The organism is Solibacillus cecembensis, assembly GCF_050272495.1.
In the GTDB taxonomy this organism is placed as follows: Bacteria; Bacillota; Bacilli; order Bacillales_A; family Planococcaceae; genus Solibacillus; species Solibacillus cecembensis.
In genome coordinates, this window is record NZ_JBNNMF010000017.1 from 1 (window position 1) to 20785 (window position 20785).

Annotated in this window: 21 protein-coding genes; 4 read left to right on the forward strand and 17 right to left on the reverse strand. The window is 35.3% G+C overall.

Annotated features, from left to right (window positions below):
* Window positions 1–248 precede the first annotated feature (248 nt).
* The 3 genes from ACQKIH_RS14980 to ACQKIH_RS14990 form a co-directional block, all read right to left on the reverse strand.
* A complete protein-coding gene (locus ACQKIH_RS14980) occupies window positions 249–866 on the reverse strand; it encodes an NDxxF motif lipoprotein (RefSeq protein WP_427767412.1) in 618 nt (205 codons plus the stop codon).
* Between the two features lie 75 nt (window positions 867–941).
* On the reverse strand, window positions 942–1877 hold the full coding sequence (locus tag ACQKIH_RS14985; RefSeq protein ID WP_427767415.1) for a sensor histidine kinase: 936 nt from the start codon (window positions 1875–1877) through the stop codon (window positions 942–944).
* Between the two features lies 1 nt (window position 1878).
* Window positions 1879–2574, reverse strand: coding sequence for a response regulator transcription factor (locus ACQKIH_RS14990; RefSeq protein ID WP_427767418.1), 696 nt, complete (start codon window positions 2572–2574; stop codon window positions 1879–1881).
* 347 nt (window positions 2575–2921) lie between these two features.
* Here ACQKIH_RS14990 and ACQKIH_RS14995 point away from each other — a divergent pair, with 347 nt between their 5' ends.
* The gene (locus ACQKIH_RS14995) at window positions 2922–3542 is read left to right on the forward strand and encodes a hypothetical protein (protein WP_427767420.1); all 621 of its coding nucleotides are present in this window, start codon (window positions 2922–2924) and stop codon (window positions 3540–3542) included.
* Between the two features lie 6 nt (window positions 3543–3548).
* On the opposite strand, the gene ACQKIH_RS15000 is transcribed toward ACQKIH_RS14995, so the two are convergent.
* The 9 genes from ACQKIH_RS15000 to ACQKIH_RS15040 form a co-directional block, all read right to left on the reverse strand.
* Window positions 3549–4049 (reverse strand): hypothetical protein, encoded by a 501-nt coding sequence (locus tag ACQKIH_RS15000; protein ID WP_057987678.1) that lies wholly within the window; start codon window positions 4047–4049, stop codon window positions 3549–3551.
* A gap of 31 nt (window positions 4050–4080) precedes the next feature.
* Window positions 4081–4365, reverse strand: a complete 285-nt coding sequence (locus ACQKIH_RS15005) for a hypothetical protein (RefSeq protein ID WP_057987676.1) — start codon at window positions 4363–4365, stop codon at window positions 4081–4083.
* A gap of 310 nt (window positions 4366–4675) precedes the next feature.
* Entirely contained in the window at window positions 4676–5164 is a 489-nt protein-coding gene (locus ACQKIH_RS15010) for an alpha/beta hydrolase-fold protein (RefSeq protein ID WP_427767422.1), read from the reverse strand.
* A gap of 65 nt (window positions 5165–5229) precedes the next feature.
* The gene (locus tag ACQKIH_RS15015; RefSeq protein ID WP_427767424.1) at window positions 5230–6411 is read right to left on the reverse strand and encodes an alpha amylase family protein; all 1182 of its coding nucleotides are present in this window, start codon (window positions 6409–6411) and stop codon (window positions 5230–5232) included.
* A gap of 14 nt (window positions 6412–6425) precedes the next feature.
* A complete protein-coding gene (locus tag ACQKIH_RS15020) occupies window positions 6426–8003 on the reverse strand; it encodes an FAD-dependent oxidoreductase (RefSeq protein ID WP_427767427.1) in 1578 nt (525 codons plus the stop codon).
* 15 nt (window positions 8004–8018) lie between these two features.
* Window positions 8019–9563: a DUF4127 family protein gene (locus ACQKIH_RS15025; protein WP_427767430.1), complete on the reverse strand. Its 1545-nt coding sequence runs from the start codon at window positions 9561–9563 to the stop codon at window positions 8019–8021.
* A gap of 41 nt (window positions 9564–9604) precedes the next feature.
* Window positions 9605–10438 carry a carbohydrate ABC transporter permease gene (locus ACQKIH_RS15030; RefSeq protein ID WP_236706837.1) on the reverse strand — a complete coding sequence of 278 codons (834 nt, stop codon included), beginning with the start codon at window positions 10436–10438 and terminating at the stop codon, window positions 9605–9607.
* Between the two features lie 11 nt (window positions 10439–10449).
* Window positions 10450–11349 carry a carbohydrate ABC transporter permease gene (locus ACQKIH_RS15035; RefSeq protein WP_427767434.1) on the reverse strand — a complete coding sequence of 300 codons (900 nt, stop codon included), beginning with the start codon at window positions 11347–11349 and terminating at the stop codon, window positions 10450–10452.
* Between the two features lie 59 nt (window positions 11350–11408).
* The gene (locus ACQKIH_RS15040) at window positions 11409–12698 is read right to left on the reverse strand and encodes an ABC transporter substrate-binding protein (RefSeq protein WP_427767437.1); all 1290 of its coding nucleotides are present in this window, start codon (window positions 12696–12698) and stop codon (window positions 11409–11411) included.
* A 304-nt stretch (window positions 12699–13002) separates the two neighbouring features.
* Between ACQKIH_RS15040 and ACQKIH_RS15045 the strand changes: the two genes are divergently transcribed.
* Both ACQKIH_RS15045 and ACQKIH_RS15050 read left to right on the forward strand, forming a co-directional pair.
* Window positions 13003–13140 (forward strand): hypothetical protein, encoded by a 138-nt coding sequence (locus ACQKIH_RS15045; protein ID WP_427767439.1) that lies wholly within the window; start codon window positions 13003–13005, stop codon window positions 13138–13140.
* 42 nt (window positions 13141–13182) lie between these two features.
* Complete coding sequence (locus ACQKIH_RS15050) at window positions 13183–13389, forward strand: Fic family protein (protein ID WP_427767441.1); 207 nt, start codon at window positions 13183–13185, stop codon at window positions 13387–13389.
* Between the two features lie 52 nt (window positions 13390–13441).
* On the opposite strand, the gene ACQKIH_RS15055 is transcribed toward ACQKIH_RS15050, so the two are convergent.
* Together ACQKIH_RS15055 and ACQKIH_RS15060 are read right to left on the reverse strand one after the other, a co-directional pair.
* Entirely contained in the window at window positions 13442–13882 is a 441-nt protein-coding gene (locus ACQKIH_RS15055) for an SRPBCC family protein (protein WP_427767443.1), read from the reverse strand.
* 81 nt (window positions 13883–13963) lie between these two features.
* Window positions 13964–14128: a hypothetical protein gene (locus ACQKIH_RS15060; RefSeq protein ID WP_160320463.1), complete on the reverse strand. Its 165-nt coding sequence runs from the start codon at window positions 14126–14128 to the stop codon at window positions 13964–13966.
* A gap of 477 nt (window positions 14129–14605) precedes the next feature.
* On the opposite strand from ACQKIH_RS15060, the gene ACQKIH_RS15065 reads away from it, so the two are divergent.
* Window positions 14606–16858, forward strand: coding sequence for a YhgE/Pip domain-containing protein (locus ACQKIH_RS15065; RefSeq protein ID WP_427767446.1), 2253 nt, complete (start codon window positions 14606–14608; stop codon window positions 16856–16858).
* A 579-nt stretch (window positions 16859–17437) separates the two neighbouring features.
* On the opposite strand, the gene ACQKIH_RS15070 is transcribed toward ACQKIH_RS15065, so the two are convergent.
* From ACQKIH_RS15070 to ACQKIH_RS15080, 3 genes are read right to left on the reverse strand one after another with little or no spacing between them, the layout of a single operon-like run.
* Window positions 17438–19009 carry a YndJ family protein gene (locus tag ACQKIH_RS15070; RefSeq protein WP_427767449.1) on the reverse strand — a complete coding sequence of 524 codons (1572 nt, stop codon included), beginning with the start codon at window positions 19007–19009 and terminating at the stop codon, window positions 17438–17440.
* Window positions 18981–19586, reverse strand: a complete 606-nt coding sequence (locus ACQKIH_RS15075; protein ID WP_057987652.1) for a DUF4166 domain-containing protein — start codon at window positions 19584–19586, stop codon at window positions 18981–18983. Before ACQKIH_RS15075 ends, ACQKIH_RS15070 begins: the two co-directional genes overlap by 29 nt.
* Window positions 19587–20495: a DoxX-like family protein gene (locus ACQKIH_RS15080; protein WP_427767451.1), complete on the reverse strand. Its 909-nt coding sequence runs from the start codon at window positions 20493–20495 to the stop codon at window positions 19587–19589. It lies immediately after the preceding gene.
* Window positions 20496–20785 lie beyond the last annotated feature (290 nt).

Genomic DNA, 20785 nt, shown 5'->3' on the forward strand with positions numbered 1-20785 from the left:
TTTGTTAGCATAAGAATGGCACCTCCTTTGAATGATACGTCTATCGTACCGGAGGTGCCTGGCGTTTTATATGCGTTATTTGATTACGGGCTTACTTTTTTCTTACCCATTCCTTACGAATTTCTTAAGTAAATTAAGTAGGAAAATATAAAGCCTAATCCCCATTTTTAAATGAGGAATTAGGCTTTTGATTTACAACATTTATTTCTAACGATGTTTCATCTTTTCTTTAAGATTAAATAAAATTTTTAATCGTCCCGGCCAAATGCTTTCGTCTTAATACTTTTCTTATCCAGAAATTCTTCTATTTTCTTCTGCTCTTTTCCAGTTGCTGCTCCAACATTAGAAATTAGTGATTTAAGATTTACTTTTGGAATAACTCCTTCATTTGCGTCACTCATTACATCATCGAACATAACATTTATTTCATGAAGCATCTCATTTACAGCTGTAATGTACCCACTAATCCTCTTAGACTCTTCTTCATAACCTTCAGGCAATGTATTATTTAAAATATAGTTAGAAAAATTCTCATCATTTTCTTTTGTAAGTTTGCTAATTTTGTCTAACTTTTCTAGTTCTTCTGTAGTGAATTCCTCTTCCTCATCTATATAATCTTGAAATGGTTCTCTAGCATTAAATAATTCTTCAGAGCTATCTAGATATGTTTTGATACTTAATTTTATTTCTTCTTCGTCAATTATACTATTTCGTTTTTCTGAGATAAAAATAACATCCGGAATCTTCACATCCTGTATAGAAAAAACTTCATTCTCTTCCTGATCCTCAATAGTGTCAATATTTTCTCCCTGCGAGCATGCGCTTAATATAAACAGAAATAATAAACTAAAAAACAATTTTTTCATAATAATTTCTTCCCCCTTACAATTGACAAGTATTCTATAATCATACTACTGAAAATAGAATACTACGTTTTCAAGCTAAAACTGTATCCTCTTAAACATAATCGTAAAAATAGTTTTTTCATAAGGAATACTTGAGAGATGGATTTCACCACCTAGTGCCTCTACTAGCCGCTTCGTAATTGTCAATCCAAGTCCACTACCTTGATATATGCGATTTCTCGAATCTTCTAATGTATACATCCGTTCAAATACTTTGTCGATATGTGACTCAGAAATACCTTTTCCCTTATCCCATATATCAATATAGACATTCTTTTCATCACTTCTTAAAGTTATGCCAAGTGTTTTTCCATCATCCCCATATGTAATGGCATTCGAGATTAAGTTATTGAGCACTCTACTTAACACATCAGCATTGCCAAGTGTATAGTATTGATTTTCTGGAATATCGATTTGGACCCTAAATCCTTTTGCTGTAAGTAAATCATAGAATGCTAAAATATTTTGCTGACATACTTCATTCATATTGATTCTCGTTAACTCAAATTTTTTGTCCCCAGATTCTAATTTTGCCAAGTCGAAAAACTTATGAATGAGTTCTATCACTTCATTTGTTTTCGTTTGCACCTTTGTTAGCAATGCTCGTCTTTCTTCCTCACTCAGAGTGTGATCTGTATGCAAAATTTCCATATATCCAAGGACAACTGTCAGCGGCGTTTTTAAATCATGCGATACATTTGCAAGCATCTTGCGCATCGAAATTTCTACTTTTGAATAATCAGCCTGTGTTTTTTGCTTCGCTTCTAATAAAAGATTAATGGCCACTAACAACTTTTGTAATTGTGCATCATCCGTAAACACTAATAATTTTTCACCTGTTTGTTTTTCTACAATATCCTGCAGCTTTTCATATGTATAATTTAAATTCTGACTTTTACTTTTCTGCACGTGATATTGAAAAACAACTACACCTAGCAAGATGATTATGATGATTATTAAAAAAGGTACCATACTATATCACTTCCATCTTATAACCGATTCCCCATAAGGTTTTTATATATTTAGGGTTTGAGGGATCATCTTCAACCTTCTCTCTCAGTCTTCTCATATGAACATTAATGACATTTTCATCGCCATAATATTCTTCATTCCAAATATACTGATAGATTTGTGCTTTCGTAAATACGCGGTTGCAATTTTTTGAAAACAGCTTTAACAACTCAAACTCTTTAGAAGTGAGTTTAATGATCTCGTCTTTTTTCCAAACTGTATAGTTGATTATATCTATTTTCAAATCACCTACTTGAATAATGTCGTCCTGTTTCTGTAATGGCGCTGAATATTTTGTTGAACGACGTATGCCCGCCTTCACCCGCGCAGCTAATTCAATCATCGAAAATGGTTTGCAAATATAATCATCCGCTCCAAGGCCTAATCCAATCGCCTTGTCCACATCTGAATCTTTCGCAGACATCATTAAAATAGGAATAGCACTTTTTTCACGAATCAACTTCACAACTTCTAAGCCATCCATTTTCGGCATCATAATATCCAAAATGATTAAATCAAACGCCCCTTGCCAAAATTTAGTCAGACCAGCCTCGCCATCAGCAGCTGTCTCTACAGTAAAACCCTCTTTTGTTAAATAGGTCGCTACCATTTCTTGAATCGATTCATCATCTTCCACAAGCAAAATTTTAAATTGCATGCTCCGGTCCCCCTAACTTTACATACTTAATTATATCGCAACACTCAAATTATGTAAAAATTAGGTAATAAACCCTTTATATTTCTCACTATCCAGTAGAATGCTGCATATCTAGGCACAAAAAAAGGAAGTCGAATTCACTTCCTTTAGCAACTACCTTAAATTTTATATTTACGGAAAATTGGATTATTACTCTCGTTCGTGATGGATAATAGCAGCAAATTTTTGAGCAGCGATGAAAATGAATTAAATGAGCTATATTACACAAACTAACAATTCACTCACTGTACAAGTTTGGCTAGTGCATACATAACAGGTTGACATAACACCAAGAAAGGTTGTGCCAAATGAAAAAGATATTATTAGTGATAATTATATTGGGGGTTCTATCTTTCAGCTGTCAACTAGATAAGAAATTTAAATCTTCTACCTCCCAATCAAGTGTAACTAAAACGTCTGAAGTAGACAAGATTACAAATAATCACAAAGATTTTGAAGGTGCTACCCTAATTAGTTCTCTAAAAAGTCCATTAGACAAAGTTTTAGAACAATTTCTCTTTGGCACATGGAAAATTGAAAAATTACTTGGATTTAATTATATATACAATGATGCGTCAGAATATCCAAAAGGTCAAAAAATAATTGGTGACGACATTACGATAACGAAAAATTTATTCTCGTCGGAAGGTATTACTAACTATAAATGGTATCAGCATTCCATAAAAAACCCCAAAATCTTTATTAATACAATTTATTCGAATGCCAATGTATTTTTGCTTTATAGTAAAGTCAATCGATTAGAAGGAAACTTAGGACTAAAACCCGCTGATAGAATAAGAGCTATAACCATTACAAACGATAAAAATCATTCATATAATTTCAATTTTTTTATCGTGAACAATGAAAGACTTATTTTACAGCTTGAAGCAACCTATTTTGAGTTGAAAAAGATTAATGAGAATAAGTAACGTTTTTTATTTTTTACTAAACTCTATTAATTCTGCTATGTTGTACTGTTTTTCAATTTGTTGATTTTCATCGTCAGTCCAAGCCACTGTAATTATTGAATTATTAAACGCTTGCTTAATGTCCCCTTGGGATAGTCCTTTTGCATAATAGACAAGTTGATAGGAATATTCCGCAAAATTTTCAGATGTATTATCGAGTGACGAAGCACTTCCATACCAATAACGGTCGATATCATCTATACCATTCAGCACGTTCTTCCAATCATCAAAACTTTCAATTTGTCGAATTGTTACATCATCTGAATGTTCCATATGGAGTGTATATTCAAGTACTTTAAAATCCTCTTGCTTTGGTTCATTTAAATCTTTAGTGGCACCCACATTACTGTATTCATCATCACTAACTGGAGCAATCTTTACTTCAATTTCTATAGTAGGATCTTCATTATTACAGGCGGTCAATAATAGAAAAATGAAACTTGCGAATATCAAACTTAATTTTTTCATACTTCCCCCCATGAATGCGTTGATTTGTGTACTATTTTTTATGTCCCAAAATCCCAATTGAATTAAGAAATTTTTTAGTCAATATAATAATGAGACTACATACGATTGTTCCCCCAATAAACGAGATGCTAAATAAAACTACTGGTGAACCAATAAAACCGACCATCATCATATCGTTATGACTTGTAGCGACATAGCTCCCAAATATATTTAGCTTGGCGAATTTCATTTTCATATATGGCCATCCAAAAGTATACATGAAAATTATTATATGTATTAACAGCGTACAAAAGAATCCTTGTATAATCGTTTTCATTACAAACTCTCCCAGTTAAAGGTCCAAAGAAGGAATCTACTCCTCCCTTGGACCGTTAGTTAAATACTTAAAATACACATTTTTAAAAATTGAAAAATTGAAATTCCGAAATCAGCGCTGAGGAGCACAATTTCCGGTAAAAACAGCTCCACACAGAGGTCTACATTACAAAAAATCTTAATGCATTTAATAAATCATTTTCCCAAACACGCCAGAGATGTTCATCTTGCGTTTCTTTATAGTTCACATTTGCACTGTGTAAAAGAAAGCATTTATACAATTGACGGTTTCTCGTCAAAATATATAACTTTTAGTTTGACATGGGGGTTATAAATTCGTCCTCGTATATACCAACCGTTTGATATACATGCCACCCCGAAAGATTCATGTTCCCTATTCGCCCTATATCCTCTATTGACACAGCAGGAGATTGTAGCATTAAATGCGTCCATCGATCCGGGTTTTCCAATGCGATATTTAAACTAATATTACCTGCTAACGAATCTCCTAATAGCCCTCTTTTTAAAATCACTTCAACCTTTAACCTTTTCTCGAAAGTGGGGATAAATTCGTCGTTCATAAAGCGAATATATTGCGAAAAAAGCGCCCCCTTGCTACTAAATGATGCCCATCTTTCAAACGAATCTCCAGGATGAATGCACACAAACACAAGATGCTGTGCTAATTCAGGATTGTCACGTACTAAATGAAGCATGGCTTGTTCTAAATTTCCCAATTCCAAATAGTCAAATCCGTCCTGAACATATATTATATACGCATTTTTTATATCATTACACATAGTGAGAACTGTATAATGTATCGTTTTATTTAAATGAAGACTAGTGAACAAACTATGACCTTTATTCAACGCATTATGAACCTTTCAAATTCGCCCCACCATTGATAATCCTCTAAATAGATCGTGTCAAATAACATAACCCCATTTGTTTGTTCTTTACATAACTTTACAGCCTTCAGAAATTGCTCGACATTATCTTGATAATCTTTTAAATACAAACTAGCGATAACAGGTATTTGCCCATTAATCACTTCTTTGCTCATTTCAATTGCCCCTTCAACGCTGTACCAATTGGCTGGTCTTTGATTGTTTTTAGCCTCTTCAATCGTGACTTCTGGGTAATAGCAGCCTGTCATAATAAAATCAAATTCCTCTGCATACGCTACTGTGCAGTATGTATCAGAAACCCATTCGAAAGATGGCTGATACGTTTTACTACCCCAGTTGACACCTTCATTGTAATAAAGTGGGTACCACGAACCAACATATATAGTAAAAATTAAATCTGTATTTTTTGTTTTCACTACATTTCTTGCTTTTTTAACGAAATTCTTAATATTATTTGCTCGGAACTCTGCCCATTTAGGGAACAGTTTACCAAAAACGGGTTTTTTATGCTCAACTGTCATAATATCCGTTGGCCAATTTTCTATTTTTTGTTCAATATAAGCTCCAAATTTTTCTTTACTTAAACGGCTAAAATCTCCATAAATATTCGGATAACGGCATCTATCTAATACGATACCATCGATTTCGTAATGATTAATAATTTCTTGAATAATCGTTAATTCATAAGCCTCCACTTCTGGGTGAATTGGATTGACAAAAATGGTCGGATCATTATGATTTTCCAAAGCTGTTGGCATATTAGAAAATGCCTCATCATAGAGAGTAACCCTCCACTCCGGTCTGCTAAATACCATTCCTTCTTTATTTATGCCACTGCCTTCTGAAAACACATCAACATTTGCAATAATCTTTAAACCAGACCCTTTAGCATGTTCAATCATTTCTTGAAGAAAATCTCGGCCTTCCCATCTCTTATATTGTTCATCTTTCATTTCGCTTACATGATAGGCAAATTGACTTGGATAGGTTGTAAATCCATATGGAATTTTCGCATCCACTACTAAATGCGTTATTTTACAATTTTGGGCATGTTCGATTAACTCTTTCATTTTATTAGCATCTAGTAATCTAGTAGCATTCGCTAAAAAATCTACCCATAAAATATTCGATTGTTCCATTTAGTTCTTCCCCCTTATAAGTCAAGTTCCTCTGGCCAATGAAGCTGAATGCCATTAGCATTAAGTAACGTTTGGTACGCTTTCAAATACTTTTGTTCTTGCCTTACCTGATGAGGAGTCACTTGGTTCAACATAGAAAATGCCACTAAATACCCTGCTGATTCACCAATATTCCACTCTGTTGGATGAAGCCTATAGCAGCCATTTGTAATTTGTGTTGTGCCAATATTTTTACAAGCTGGAATTACATTTTTTACGCGGATAGGTAGTAAGGCACCTAACGGGATTTCATAAGGATAGTTTGGTATATAAAAGCTTCGGTTCGTTACCGTCGTATGATGTAGATCTAAATGATAGCTACCAACACCGACACTATCGAAATAGGTGCAAATGCCTTTGTCACCCCTTATTTCCTTACTAACTTCTTGCTCTGTTATTGTATGCATCGCTTTAATTCTTCTCGATTCTCGAATATATGGATACTTTGCTAGCCCATCCTCTGTACCCATAACATCCTTTCGAAGCCTTAAACTAGGAAAACCTTTTCCCCCATCTAATCTTGGCGCCTCTGTTTGAAGCCAGTATAAGAGGGATAAGCTTTGTTGTTTAGCATTTTTTAAGTTCTTCTCCATTTCCTCATTAGAAACATCAATAATTGGCCCTAGAAAATAATCATTTTGCGCCCAATTTATTAGTGATATATCACCCTCATATAGCGCTCCATCAATATTTTTAGTATCCAGTATTCTCCGATATGTAAACAAAGAGGGTATCTGTTGTTCATTGGGGAATAATGTGAATTCCTTTAATTTTGTCGTATCATTTGCATCTACGGCATACCAGCTAAATAAAGGAAGGTGCGAGAACTTTGGTATATAGTTACGCCAAAAATCATATTGCTCTGGCTTTTCAATAACAAAATTTCCACCCTCTATATAATCAACAGCAAAAACATAAGTAAAGGACTGCATATCTTTCGGATTTGATTCTTCTAAAGCATGAGGTTCTCCAGTAATTGATCTAGATTCAGCACCTGTTACATATTCAACCCCTGCAATTGGTAGGACATCACCACATTCAGTTGCATCCAAAAAATAGTGTCCACTCAATTCAATTTTTGCTAACTCATTGACATGTACAACTGTGATGGACTGTACCGTATCTCCGTCCTTTGTTGCCTCTATCGGTTTATAGTTATATAAAATTTTTATTTTCCCGCTATTTACAAAGGGTGCCAGCATATCGGAAATGACATGTAGCGCAACTTTAGGCTCATGTGCCAACCTACTCACCCATCCATTTCCAGGATTCAATAAATCATTTTCTTGTGCTTCCTTAGTGAGTGGATAGTTGTCACGGTAATATTGACGCACCCGATTCCTAAACTCTCGGTACATGCTCGTGCAACCAAAGCTTTCAATCCATCGATGTTCATCTGGCGGTACTCCTTGACTTGTAAGCTGTCCACCTAACCAATCTGTTTCCTCAGTCATAATGACCTGATAGCCCATTTTGGCAACAGCTAATGCTGCCATGCAACCACCAAGTCCTCCACCTATTACGATAACATCCGAATTTTCTTGTTTAATCATATAGAAGCAACCCCTTTATTCACTAGCTTTCTCATTCCCTGCCCCTTTGATATATTCAACAGTCAAGCCAACTTCAAACATTCGGCTCCATGGCATCGTACATTCATTGATTTGTATGCTGTTTTCATCATCGCTTAGATGCTCTTGTATAAATGAGGTCAGTTGTGATTGCACAATATTAGCAACCACACCTTTTTTGCTATCCACACGGAAGTAATTGTAACCAAGCTCAGGTAGTCTGTTATTCGTTACATTATTTCTTACATAGCTACAATATCCCGCATCTTCTACATAGCGCAATGCTAAAAAATTGCGATGGGCTTGTGATTCTCCAAAAATATTGTAAAACATCCCCTGCGCTATGCATGTTCCTAATGAATTTGAACTTGTATTCCAACCTGCATATCCAGCTAATGAGAAAAGAATTTTTTTGTTTTTCATTAGTTTTATAAGTTCTAAGTCTGAACCATTCGCGAAAGCTACATCCGCTACGATACAAGGAATAGCTCGTTTCTTCACTGTGAATTCGAGTTGTTCAACAAAATCAATCAAATTTCGATTCACTTGATAAGTTGTACTTAGGTCCTCTTGACAAGCAGCCTCTAACATTGGCTCTACAGGTGTATTTACAAATAAAACAAGATTCGCATCTTGCATATTTGTAGTCATCAGTCCCCCCGCGGCTACTATTTGATATTTAAGTGTCTCAAATAATGGCCTGTCTTCATATAGTGGCGTAACTGCTGGTCCTTGAAAACTTGAAAATACCGGATAAATCAAAGGTCTCTTGTCTTTAAAAGCATTCAACATTCTTGCGAGTAAAGTGCAACCAACTTCATCCGCACCTGGATACATGTAAACATCTAGTTCTAAATTATGTGTTGCAATAGCTCCTCTTACTGCCTGTTGATCCATAGCGGTCCAACCATAGGGTGCCGAATCATCTTGCGGAATAATAAGGAAATCAATGATTCCCTTGCTTACATATTCAAGTACAAGTTGATTGACACCGACATTAATCTTTCTTCTAGCTAAATAATCCTCAATATGCTCTTTAGGCAATTGACACTTTAATCCTTCACATTCTTTTTTTTCCTCCAATGATGAGAGGTTAGCAGATATTAAATGTGAAAGTTCGCCATACCTAAAGATTTCCTTTCCCCAGTACTCATAGTAATCGGGCTCTTCATCATTACTAGAATACTGAGGACATCTCATAATAAGATTAAAAGCATATATTTTTACTTTTGGGTTACAAGCTTTGATTTTCGAAAGCTTATTTAGTATTTTTTCGCAATTCTCTAACGACAGTTGATGCAGTCTTGAAGGGATAATCCCGCCAAATAATAATGTATCTATTGAAAGAATAAGACCATCTGCATCCACTGACTCCTTATATAACCAATCCCATAGTTGTTCCGTGTCTCCTGGTTTCTTTTTCTCCCCCATTAAATTTAAACTAGGGCGTACGAGATTTACTTCCGTTTGATCAGTTAAAAAGTTTGGAAAAGAATAATTACATGGCCGCTCATCTAATGGAACATAAACAATTTTTTGCATGTATACCCCCGTAATTGACGTTTTTAAAATTAGCAGATCAGCTATCCTTTTATAGCACCTGAAATGCCTTCCATAAAGTATTTTTGAGTTAACAAAAATACGATAATAATCGGAAGAACAGAGATCACTGTCCCAGCAGCTATCCATCCAAAGTTAAAAGAAAACTGTCCATTTAGGGTACTTAAAGCAGAAGCTAATGGATACTTGTCTGTATTCAATACAATAATTGGCCATAAAAAACTGTTCCAACTTGCCATAAATTCGAATAAGGCAACAACAGCAATCGCTGGTTTTATCATCGGCATCATTAGTTGCCACCAAATACGAAATTCAGAGGCACCATCCATCTTTCCAGAGTCCCTAATATCGCTAGGAATCCCCATAAATGCCTGCCTAAATAGAAAGACATTAAAAACGGTTACGAGGCTTGGAAGTACCACACCAGTAAATGTATTGATTAAACCGAGCTTATTTATTGTTAAATAATTGACAACTAGACCCGCAGCGGCAGGGATAATCATCGTAGCAATCAACGCTACAAAAATAATATTCTTCCCTTTAAACTTAAAGATAGCTAATGGATATGCGGTTAAACTACATAATAAAATACTGAATACCACACCAAAAAATGTGATAATGACTGTATTCCATATGTATTTAAGAAAATCCATATACCGCCAAACATCTACATAATTTTTAAAGTCAATAAATGTAGGAAATATAGCAGGTGGAAAAGCAAATACATTTTTTCCAGGCATTAACGAAACACTTAATAACCAAAGGAATGGTCCCATCATCAAAAGAGCAAATAGTGTTAACGGGATATAAATAAGGAATTTATTTTGAATCGCTTTTAGTACTTTTCTATTTTTCATCGCTTTATCCATCAATATGGATTTACACCACCCTTCTTATTAAATAGGAAGATGAAAATACTAAAGAACATAATAATAAAGCTAATAATTAACCCTAATGCGGATGAATAGCCAAATTCAAATACTTCGAATCCTTGTTGGTAAATATAGAGGCTACTCGTTAACGTTTCATTCCCAGGCCCCCCAGATGTTAGGACAAATACTTCATCAAACACACGTATCGCTGACATGAGGGAAATCAATGTGCAGAAAAACACATATGGTTTTAATAAAGGTATGGTGATTTTTCTAATGACTTGGAAGTTGCTTGCCCCATCAATCTTCGCTGCCTCAATGCAGTCTGTAGGAACTGCCTGCAAGCCTGCAAGATAAATCATCATATAATAGCCCAACCCTTTCCACAGGGTAATAAACATTAATGCCCAAAGTGCTGTGTCCTTATCAGATAACCAATTGATTTTTTCATTTAAAATACCAATAGACAGTAGCATGTAGTTCAAAACCCCATTTGAACTCATTAACCATCCCCAAATAATCGAAACCGCAACCATCGAAGTAACGACGGGAATATAAAAGGCAGCTCGGAAAAATTTAATCCCCGCTATTTTTCGATTGACTAATATCGCCATAAGTATCGATAAAATTTGAATAAAAGGAACAATAATCATGTATAACAGCGAATTTTTAACAGATGCAATAAAATTGACATCAGAAAATGCCCGTTTAAAGTTTTCAAAGCCTACAAAACTTGTTTCATCGATCACCGAATAATTTGTAAAGGCTAGAGGGACACTATAAATAATGGGCCAAAAGGTAAAAAGAGCGAGCAATATTAATCCTGGACCCATAAATAACCATGCTGTTTGGACCTCTGAAAATCTACTTAATTTTGCAACTCTTTTCTGTTTCAAAGGGCTCCACTCCTATCGAAAATGGGTAGAAACACATCTACCCATTCATTTTTTCTTCTTTAGCGACTTAAGATATCGTTAATTTCTTTTTCAGCTGCATCCAATTCAGTATTAAGATCTTGATCATTAATATAGATATTTTGCAGGCGCTTATTAAAGGCTTTATTTACATCATTCGCATTTTCAATACCTAGGTAAAAGTCTGACGCTTTATCTAAACTTTCAACAGATGCTGTTTTTGCTTGTCCCTCTAATGTTCCATCGTTTTGATAGAAGAATTCATCCTTCGCAGCTGCTTTCGTTGAAGGCAGCGTATTTGCTACTTTAGAGAAAGCCAATTGATTTGCGTCGTTTGTTACATAGTGTGCAAATGCAGTTGCTGCTTCAGCATTATCAGAAGCATTTGGTACAACTAGATTCATAGAATTCGTAAAACGAATACCTGCTTTTCCAAGTGGTGCTGGCACGGCAATCGTTTTCTTGTATACATCTGGTGAAGCCGTTTTTAATTGATTAATAAATGATGAACTCGAGATCATCATCGCTACTTGCTCACTACCAAATAGTTGAACTTGTTGGGCGAATGCAGGAATATCTTTAGGAATAACCCCATCTTTAATTAGCTCTATATTGCTTTGGATATACGCTTTTACTTCATCATTATTAAATGCAGCTTTTCCTCCTTCAGCCACTTTGAACCCTTCTTCAAGAATAGAGCGCGTTTCCATCGTGAAAACATAACCGAAAGAACCCGTTTTTTCTTGAATTTGTTTCCCCCAGTTAGCCAAATCTGCTTTTGTTTGTGGAGGAGCTTTTATATCTAGTCCAGCTTTTTCTACTAAGTCTGTGTTGATATAAAGCACTGGAATTCCTGTATACCAAGGCAATGCATATGCACCATTATCAACTACTGTAGAATTGTAGATTCCGTCAAAATAGATACTTCGCTGTTCTTCTGTTAATTGTTTATTAAAGTCTGTTAATGCACCTTTTGAAGCCATTTGACTTGCCAATTCAGTATTTAAATTGACAACATCCGGTGCTTGCTTACTCGCAATGCTTGTTAACAATTTATTTTGGATTGCGTCATACGGGAAGTCTTTCCAATCAATTTTTACACCTGGATTCTCTGACTCATAATTAGCTATTAAATCATTAAAGTAATCATTAAATGTCGGTTGAAGAGAAATCGTCCAAAACTCGACAGTCGTTGTTTCCTCCTTCTTTTCTTTCGGAGGATCAACTTCCTTTTCCTTTACAGTTTCTTTTGTATTATTACACGCAGCTAAGGTACCTAAAACTAAAATAAACATCATTGATACAAACAGTAATTTTTTTAGTCCACTCATAACTTTCTCACCCCATTATTTTTATACATTTCTACTAATCCCCCTATATTTTTTAAACACCACTCTAAAGCGCTTACAAGTAAGTGTTACTGTTAAGTTATGCCTTGTTAGGATATTTAATCCATAATTAATCTAGAAATATTTAAAACTCATACTATTCAATTGATATGAAGAATCCTTTTCTATACAACCTCTTTCAAACTTGAGAAAAAAGCTATATAAACTTTAAATACTATGATGGAAGAAGTAATGGTTGAATTAGTCGATGGTGGTCTTCTCATTAAACCAGTTCATAAAATCCCTGATGATTTGCAGAGCAGTTGTTGGCGATTTAATTGAAAAAGGATTCAGCGGACAAAATTTATTGAAGAAATTTAAAGGAGCGACAATTAATACTGGATGGACAACTTTTCGTGCGGTAAATGATGATGACGCTATATAAAAGAAAAAACTTATATTAAACGTGAAGGCGCGATTTCAATGAATGATGCAGTGGTATAAAACAGAAGAACAAATCTTACATCAAGTTGAGCGTGGTGTAATGTTACATGCCATTTTTGTAGGTAATCACCCATTTAGTGATGGCAATGGCCGCACAGCACACCTCTTACTCAACTTAGAATTGATGAAGGATGGATTCCCACAGGTTGATCTAGTAGAAATAATCAAATTTCATCAGGAACTTTATTAAGGAAATACTGGATGGTTTTGGTTAATCAATACGTGTGTTAAAAATATCATTATTACTTTTCCGCGCATTGTTTCAATGCCATCATTTGTTTCTCTAAGCCCTTTTTCATAAATATACGAAATAGAATACTTAAGATTTTTCCTGAAACCGTTTTAGGTGTTACTTCTTCTGCAATATAAAGAATACTGGAATGAGCACTAATTTCTTTAAGGCTATACGAAACATTAATTAAGAAAGAAGGATGATCCATTTGAATACTTAAATTATTATTTTTTGTGTACGCAGTAACTTGCCCTTCATATTCTTGAATACGGTTTCCTTCTTTTAACTTTTGCTTAAACTTAACTCCAACAGGATTACTACTATCAAAATCCGTTACATATTCCGTTCCTTCTAATCCTGTCATCCATTCTTTTTGTTTATCATTATCTTCTAAATATGAGAAAACTACCTCAATAGGGGCTTGTATCTCAATTTGACTTGTTATTAACAATGTTTTGTTCCTCCAATTAGCGGCAGTGATCAAATATATTCTGCACAGGTTGTAAAAATCAATAAAACTTGTGTTCTCTTATTACACATGACTCTTTTTGTCTTTTTGTTTATTTCTAACAAATGTATAAACATTTAAAATGACACCTATAACAAACATGATAATTGCATTTAATGCAATTATCAATATCATAAATGCTCCTGCAAAAGGAATTGTTTCGTCTTCTGATTCTAATTCAAGGCTCAAGATGTCGCCTACTCAAACCTTAAATATATAGAGCCATAGACGATTATCTGAACTAGTAGCGCCATACTAATTGCAGATACCTATATAGCTACTTTTAATCTATTTTAAATCCAAAGATATACACTTCTTCTTTTACACCAGTGCCATATCCCGTTGTTACTATTATGATTAATTTCTTGTTTGACTAAAGCCCCCATTCGTTGAACAAGGGCAATACAATATTTCTTAGTTAACGTACTTCAACTACAAATGTATAGGACAATTCACCATTTGACCATTTTGCTAATACCTCATAGATATATTCACCTTTTGCATTACCTCCATCATTTATTGAGTACGCTTAATCAACAGACTGAGGTTCAATACAAGCGGTTTTGGATATGATACATCTTATAAACATCATTTAACTTGGAGACTTTTTTACAATGCCATATAGTGTCGATGTAGATAAATTTTCTGATGTAAGGAGGCAAACCAATGCATAAAGTTTTCACTATTTTCAAACGTGATGTTCGTAACATCTCGACAAACTGGGTGGCTGCCATCTTAATTGGCGGCTTAATTTTCTTGCCTTCTTTGTACGCATGGCTTAATATTTACGCTTCTTCAGATCCTTATAGCAGGACCGATAAATTACCCGTTGCTATTGTAAACGAAGATAAAGCAGTCGATTTACAAGGTAAACATATTGACACGGGTGCACAAATCGTCTCGGCACTAAAGGAAAATCCATCGATGGAATGGCATTTTGTATCTCGGCAAGAAGCGATGGAAGGTGTTGAATTTGGAGATTATTTTGCCGTCATGATACTTCCCACTAATTTGTCGGAACAACTCGCTTCAGTTGTGTCTGGTGAACCTAAAAAAGCTGAAATCGAATACTATGTAAATGAAAAATTAAACTCCATTGCACCAAAAATCACTGAAAAAGGGGCAACGGTCATTGTCGATAAAGTAAATAGCCAATTCGTTTCTACTGTAAATGGCGTCATATTTGATTTACTGAATACACTTGGTCTTGAATTAGAAAAAAACTTGCCCGATATTAAAAAATTCGAGAATTACGTATTTGACGCTGAAAAAAGCTTACCTGAGATTAATGATTTATTGAAACGCGGATTGAAAGATGCGACAGATGCCCAAGCAATCATTCAACTAGCTGAGGGGAAATTACCACAAGCAAAACAAATTACAGAAGAAGGACTTGGCCAAATCAATAACACTGTTGGCTACCTAACAACTGCCGAAGAAAAACTAGACGAATTATCTCCAAAAATCAAAGCCGATTTAAAAAAAGTCAGTGAAATTTCAAATGAAGCAAATGACTTTTTGAAACAATTACAAGGCATGCAATTAGATTTCACAGAACTTGACAAGGCAAAAAAAGCGCTTGATTATCGGATGACTGAAAGTATCAATACGGTGGATGGCATCAAGCAAGACCTCGTTCAATTGCAAGGTTTAGTGCAACAGCTACCAAAACAGGGGGATAAATCTGATGAAAACCTATCAAATGATGCGGACAAAGAACAGGGAAGTAAAATCGGACCAACACCATCACTCTCTTCACTTAACTTAGCCGGTAAACTAGACGACGCGATTACGAAAACAGATAATCTAAAAAATCTATTACAAGAGGCACAAACGAATGCACGGACAGTAAACGATGCCGTTAATGGAAAAGCAGTTGAATTACATCAAGCTATTGACGATATACAAAATATCGCAGCCAATACATCCGTTGAAATAGATCAATTTATGAAGGAGTATGTCGCTACGATTGAACCAACCGTCAAGAAAGAAATCGCGAATGCTAAAGGAACAATAGGAAAAGCAAAAAAATTACTAGTGGAAATTCAATCTACGTTACCAAAAGTGGGGGAAATTCTTGGCACCTCCAATCATGACTTGACAGAGGCGAAAAAAACGATTGCAAAAGCGATTGCAGAGTATCCTTATATATCTGAAAAAGTGAATCAATTAGCGGCCAAGATTCGAACTATCCAAGGAGAAATTGATATTAATGAAATCATTCAGTTACTGCAAAATGATCCAAATGCCGAAAAAAGTTTCTTTGAAGAACCTATTCAATTAAAGGAAAACAGCTTATTCCCCATTGATAATTACGGGACAGGTATGACCCCATTTTATACTGTGCTTTCTTTATGGGTCGGCTGTCTATTGCTGATTTCATTGCTCTCGACCGATTTGCATGCCGAAGAGTATTCAGCTCGGCAGGTCTATTTCGGTAGGTTGTTAACATTTAGCGTCATCGGACTGTTACAAACACTTATCGTTGTAGGTGGCGTTCTTCTGTTACTCAATGTTCATATACGCGAACCTTTTTGGTTTATCATTTTTGGATTGCTCATTAGCGTTGTGTTTATGTCCATTGTGTACACCCTCGTTTCTGTCTTTGGGGATGTTGGAAAAGCGATGGCGATTGTTATGCTTGTCTTACAAATCGCAGGTTCTGGTGGAACGTATCCAGTGATGCTACTCCCCGATTTTTTCGGAGCAATTAGCCCATTCCTACCGTTCACGTATGCTATTGATATCATGCGTGAATCAACCGGCGGAATCGTTTGGGAACGCGCAGCAAAAGATCTCACTTTTCTCGCGATCTATGCAATCATTTTCATCGCGTTTGGCGCATTACTAAAAGAACGTATAAATAAATGGACTCATCAACTACTGAAAAAATCAAAGGAAGTGGACATTTTTCATTAAAAAGTACCTCTGTAAGCAAACATTTACCCTCATGCGATAGTCTTCAACATTGGTTTGTAAAAATTTATGATATGTACCTTCGGTTATCGTATGGGGAGTATTGTTTGATCAGTAGGAAATCTATATGGATAATATATATTGAATTAAGTGCCTTTTTGAATAACCTGCACCGGATGCAATTAATTTTAACAATACAAATGAAAAAGCTGTGCTGGGAAATCGCAATAAAAATTGGATTTCCCAGCATAGCTTTTTTAATAATCAAACAATCGCTAACTACGCCACCGTTTCACAATTTGGTGGGTTTAAGGTATTGACTAGATCCTTCCATTAAGAAAGCTAGTATTTATGCTTAAGTAGATAGACGGGGTTAATTCCCTCCCTATTTATAAATTGTTGTATAACCATTAATTTATAAACTAACACCAACCTCACAGCCGCTTCACAATGCGTCGAGTGTATAGTGGTAAATGCATGGGTTTTGGTGGGTTTAATTACCCCCGCCAACTTCCATTTTTATGAAGTTTTTAGAGTGCTATAAATAGGTACCCCCATGAAACGTTGCTATTTCAATTTAAGCTAGTGCCATTTTAAATCATTTGTTTTCGCCTTTTGAATGTCATACTTTATTTTTAGAAACTTCAGTCCGAAAATTTTCATTTCATGTAAAGCAGTTAATTGTGTTTCTGTCGTTGCCTGAATTGTAAAATGTTCAGAAAGAGGCAGTTTAATGATAAATTTATGAAAAGCTAAATAAATCCCCGCATCACCTGCAGCTTGAGTCGTTAAATAAAGCTTGCCATCTTCCACATGCAAATATAAAATACCGATCATCGTAGAAAAAGGAAGTGGTAATGCGATGTTCATATATGTATGATCTGTAGTATGCTTCGAATAAATGGCTGTGAAAACTGTTTTCTCATTAATTGTTCGGATCCATGCTCTTGGATTTTCTCTGCTATCCATTGTCGCATCTACTGTAACAATTTTTCCAGTCATCTCAATCTTTCTACTTGATAACGGCAAATTAATTTGTTGCGTTAGCGTGCTGATTCCTTTATAAAACAAAGCAAATGGCCAAAACCACGGCTGCCATCTTACACTTGCAAAAAGTCGATATTCATTCGTATGCTCATAAAAATGCTTAATTGCTTTATGCATCTTCTCAGTGCTTACAAAATCACTCATATCATCCACTAATCCTTGATACGGTTCATTTTTTGTTTTTAGTTGCCCTCTAATTTGACTTACAGGAAACGTAAATGAACACTGGTTTGTCGTTGGTGTATAAATGAGCCAGCCTATAATTGTGAATCCACCAAAAAATAGACAATTCGTAAAGCCATGGAATGTAAGCATATTAGGTATATCGACAATGGATTGCCCTGTAAAACTTCCGTACGCATAAAGAACGGACCAAAGTATTGAAAAGCAAACAGCTGCAATCGAAAGTCGAATCATTCCTCCTTGCAAACGATGAAATTTCGTTCGTAATGTGACAAAAAATAAAACGTAAATCGCAATAATATATAAAATGGCAGATACTATTTCAATCGTAGTGGATAACGTAATGCCAATTGCCATTAAAATCGGTCCTGATGCAATTACAACAACAATCGGTTTGTACAGCTTGCTTGTTGTAACTCGACCAATAAAACCGACAGAAATACATAATAGAAACGCCGAATAGTGAAAATGAATGGCGGTTAACCAAGTAATAAGTGGTGTAAATCCAGTATCAATTCCTGCAATATACGCAAAAAACCAAACACCGCCAATGACTAAATACATCAATCCGATATCAATTACAATTTCAGCTGTATTCGTAAACCCTCGTTGTAAAAAACGGCGCATGCCAATCCAGCTAATCAATGCTGTTGCTACTAAATAAAGCCCTGCCCCAGTAATCGATAGTACCTCGTTTATGTTAAACACGACCAGTGTGACCCCTAGCATTCCAATGGCTATTATTACCTTCTCACTTGTTTTTAACTCGACGATACATTGAAGTAGTAATGGCACAAATAAAAGTTGCGCAACTGTTAAATAAATAAAAAAATCAACATGATTAATCGGTATCAAAGTGATGATAAAAAGACTGATTCCAAGTAATGATAACGGACTATATAGCTTTTTTAAATTGTCCTGCATACATCATAAGCCTCCCTAGCAATGGATTATGAATTGATACATGAATGGTGTATACATCACGTTCATCATCATATGCTTCCTCTACAAGCACTCGCCCTTCCAATAATTTCGGCATAGGTATTTCTAGCTTGCCTAATACAAACCGTTGCACACCTGACCGAATGATTAAACGCCCTTCCTTAGACACCGAAAAATGCAAATCGGAGTAAAACAATGACGGTGATCCTAAATAATCTTTTACAATTTTCTTCTCTGTATCAATCGTCATTTTTGCATCAAATCGACGCACGATATCTCCAAAATAAAATGCTCGCTCCCATTCAACTTCATACTCATTATTCGGTAAAACGGTACATGTGTTGCGAATCGAAAATGGAATTTGTTCACCTGATTCAGGAAATAAGAAATTTACTTTAGTAGCGAGCGAATAAAAAGGCGTTAAAATTTTTGCGCCCGATTGGATTTTTTGCATAATACCCGTTGCTACAAAAGGTTCTTCCAAAGGCAATAAATAGCGTTCTTGTAATTTTGGATGTAGCTTTTGAAAATCATCACCTAATAATTTTTGGTAAATCATTTACTCACCGCGCTTTCTTTTACAGCTCTTGGCAGTTGGAATGTTTTGATGTAATACAAAACCAATAATGGATAATACGAATAAAGCTATATTTAATGTCAACACATTAAAGGGACCTGTTAACGTTGCACTACTTGCTGCAACTGCACTAATCAATAACATTGGAAATAAAGCAATTTGAAGAATGTATAATGGGCGCTTATTTATAGGCATGAGCCAGATTAAACTAAACAGTATTTCGGCAACCCCAATTCCTTGTACCACTAATTGTGCGGCAGTACCTTTTATTCCACTAATCGCTGAAAAAAGGGCGACTTCTTCTGGATGAACAACGATTAATTTAGGGACGAGCCCTTGATAAAACCAAATAAAGAAAAATAATACCGAAATAAGGATCGACAAAAAGAAGCGGCGATACTGAAGTGCTGGCGGTTCTCCCGTATCAATCCATCTCTTTAGTACATCAAAGCTAAGTGCTGTCGCCCACCCTATAAGTGGTCTGAAAACAACGTCTAAAGCCTGCCCTACTTTGCCATATCGTGCATCATAGTCATATTGCGTCAGGAAAGTTAATTGATCCCCCTTTGGTACATACTTCCAGTAACCTTTCCCCTGTACGATTGGCGATATTTTTTGTTCGGTTCCAAAGTGCAATGATGACGTTCTCGAGCCATTCTGTTTATGATGAGTTCCCTTACTTTCACCCCAGCCCTCGACAGAAATAAACGGTATTACATTTGTTTTATATGTAAAAGTTTGTGGTGAATCCTCCGCTTTTTTTGGAATGTAGTTAATTTCCGAAAATCGCAAATCCCACTGCTCGTGTAATTTTGGATTTTGTGTATATTCCCAAACCGTATCAATGGGCGCATTCATATTTATTTCCACATATATGGGTTTTTGTTTCACCTTTAATACCCCATTTCTCAAATTAAATTTTCTCATTTTAGAACCCTAAATTCAACACATCCCCCTCAATTATACCCTCCAGTAAAATCAACTATAAAGCTCGTTATCAAATTTTATATATGAAGCGATTGAACCTTGATATTATTTAAATATGTCTTTATATAAGGATAAAAGTACAAAATCACTCATATTACTTGGTGCTTTTTTAAGCATGACATTGATTGCCTCTATTTTACTGTCCCTCTTTAATCTCTTTCATTAAAAATTACCACTTCGAAAAAAGTATTAGT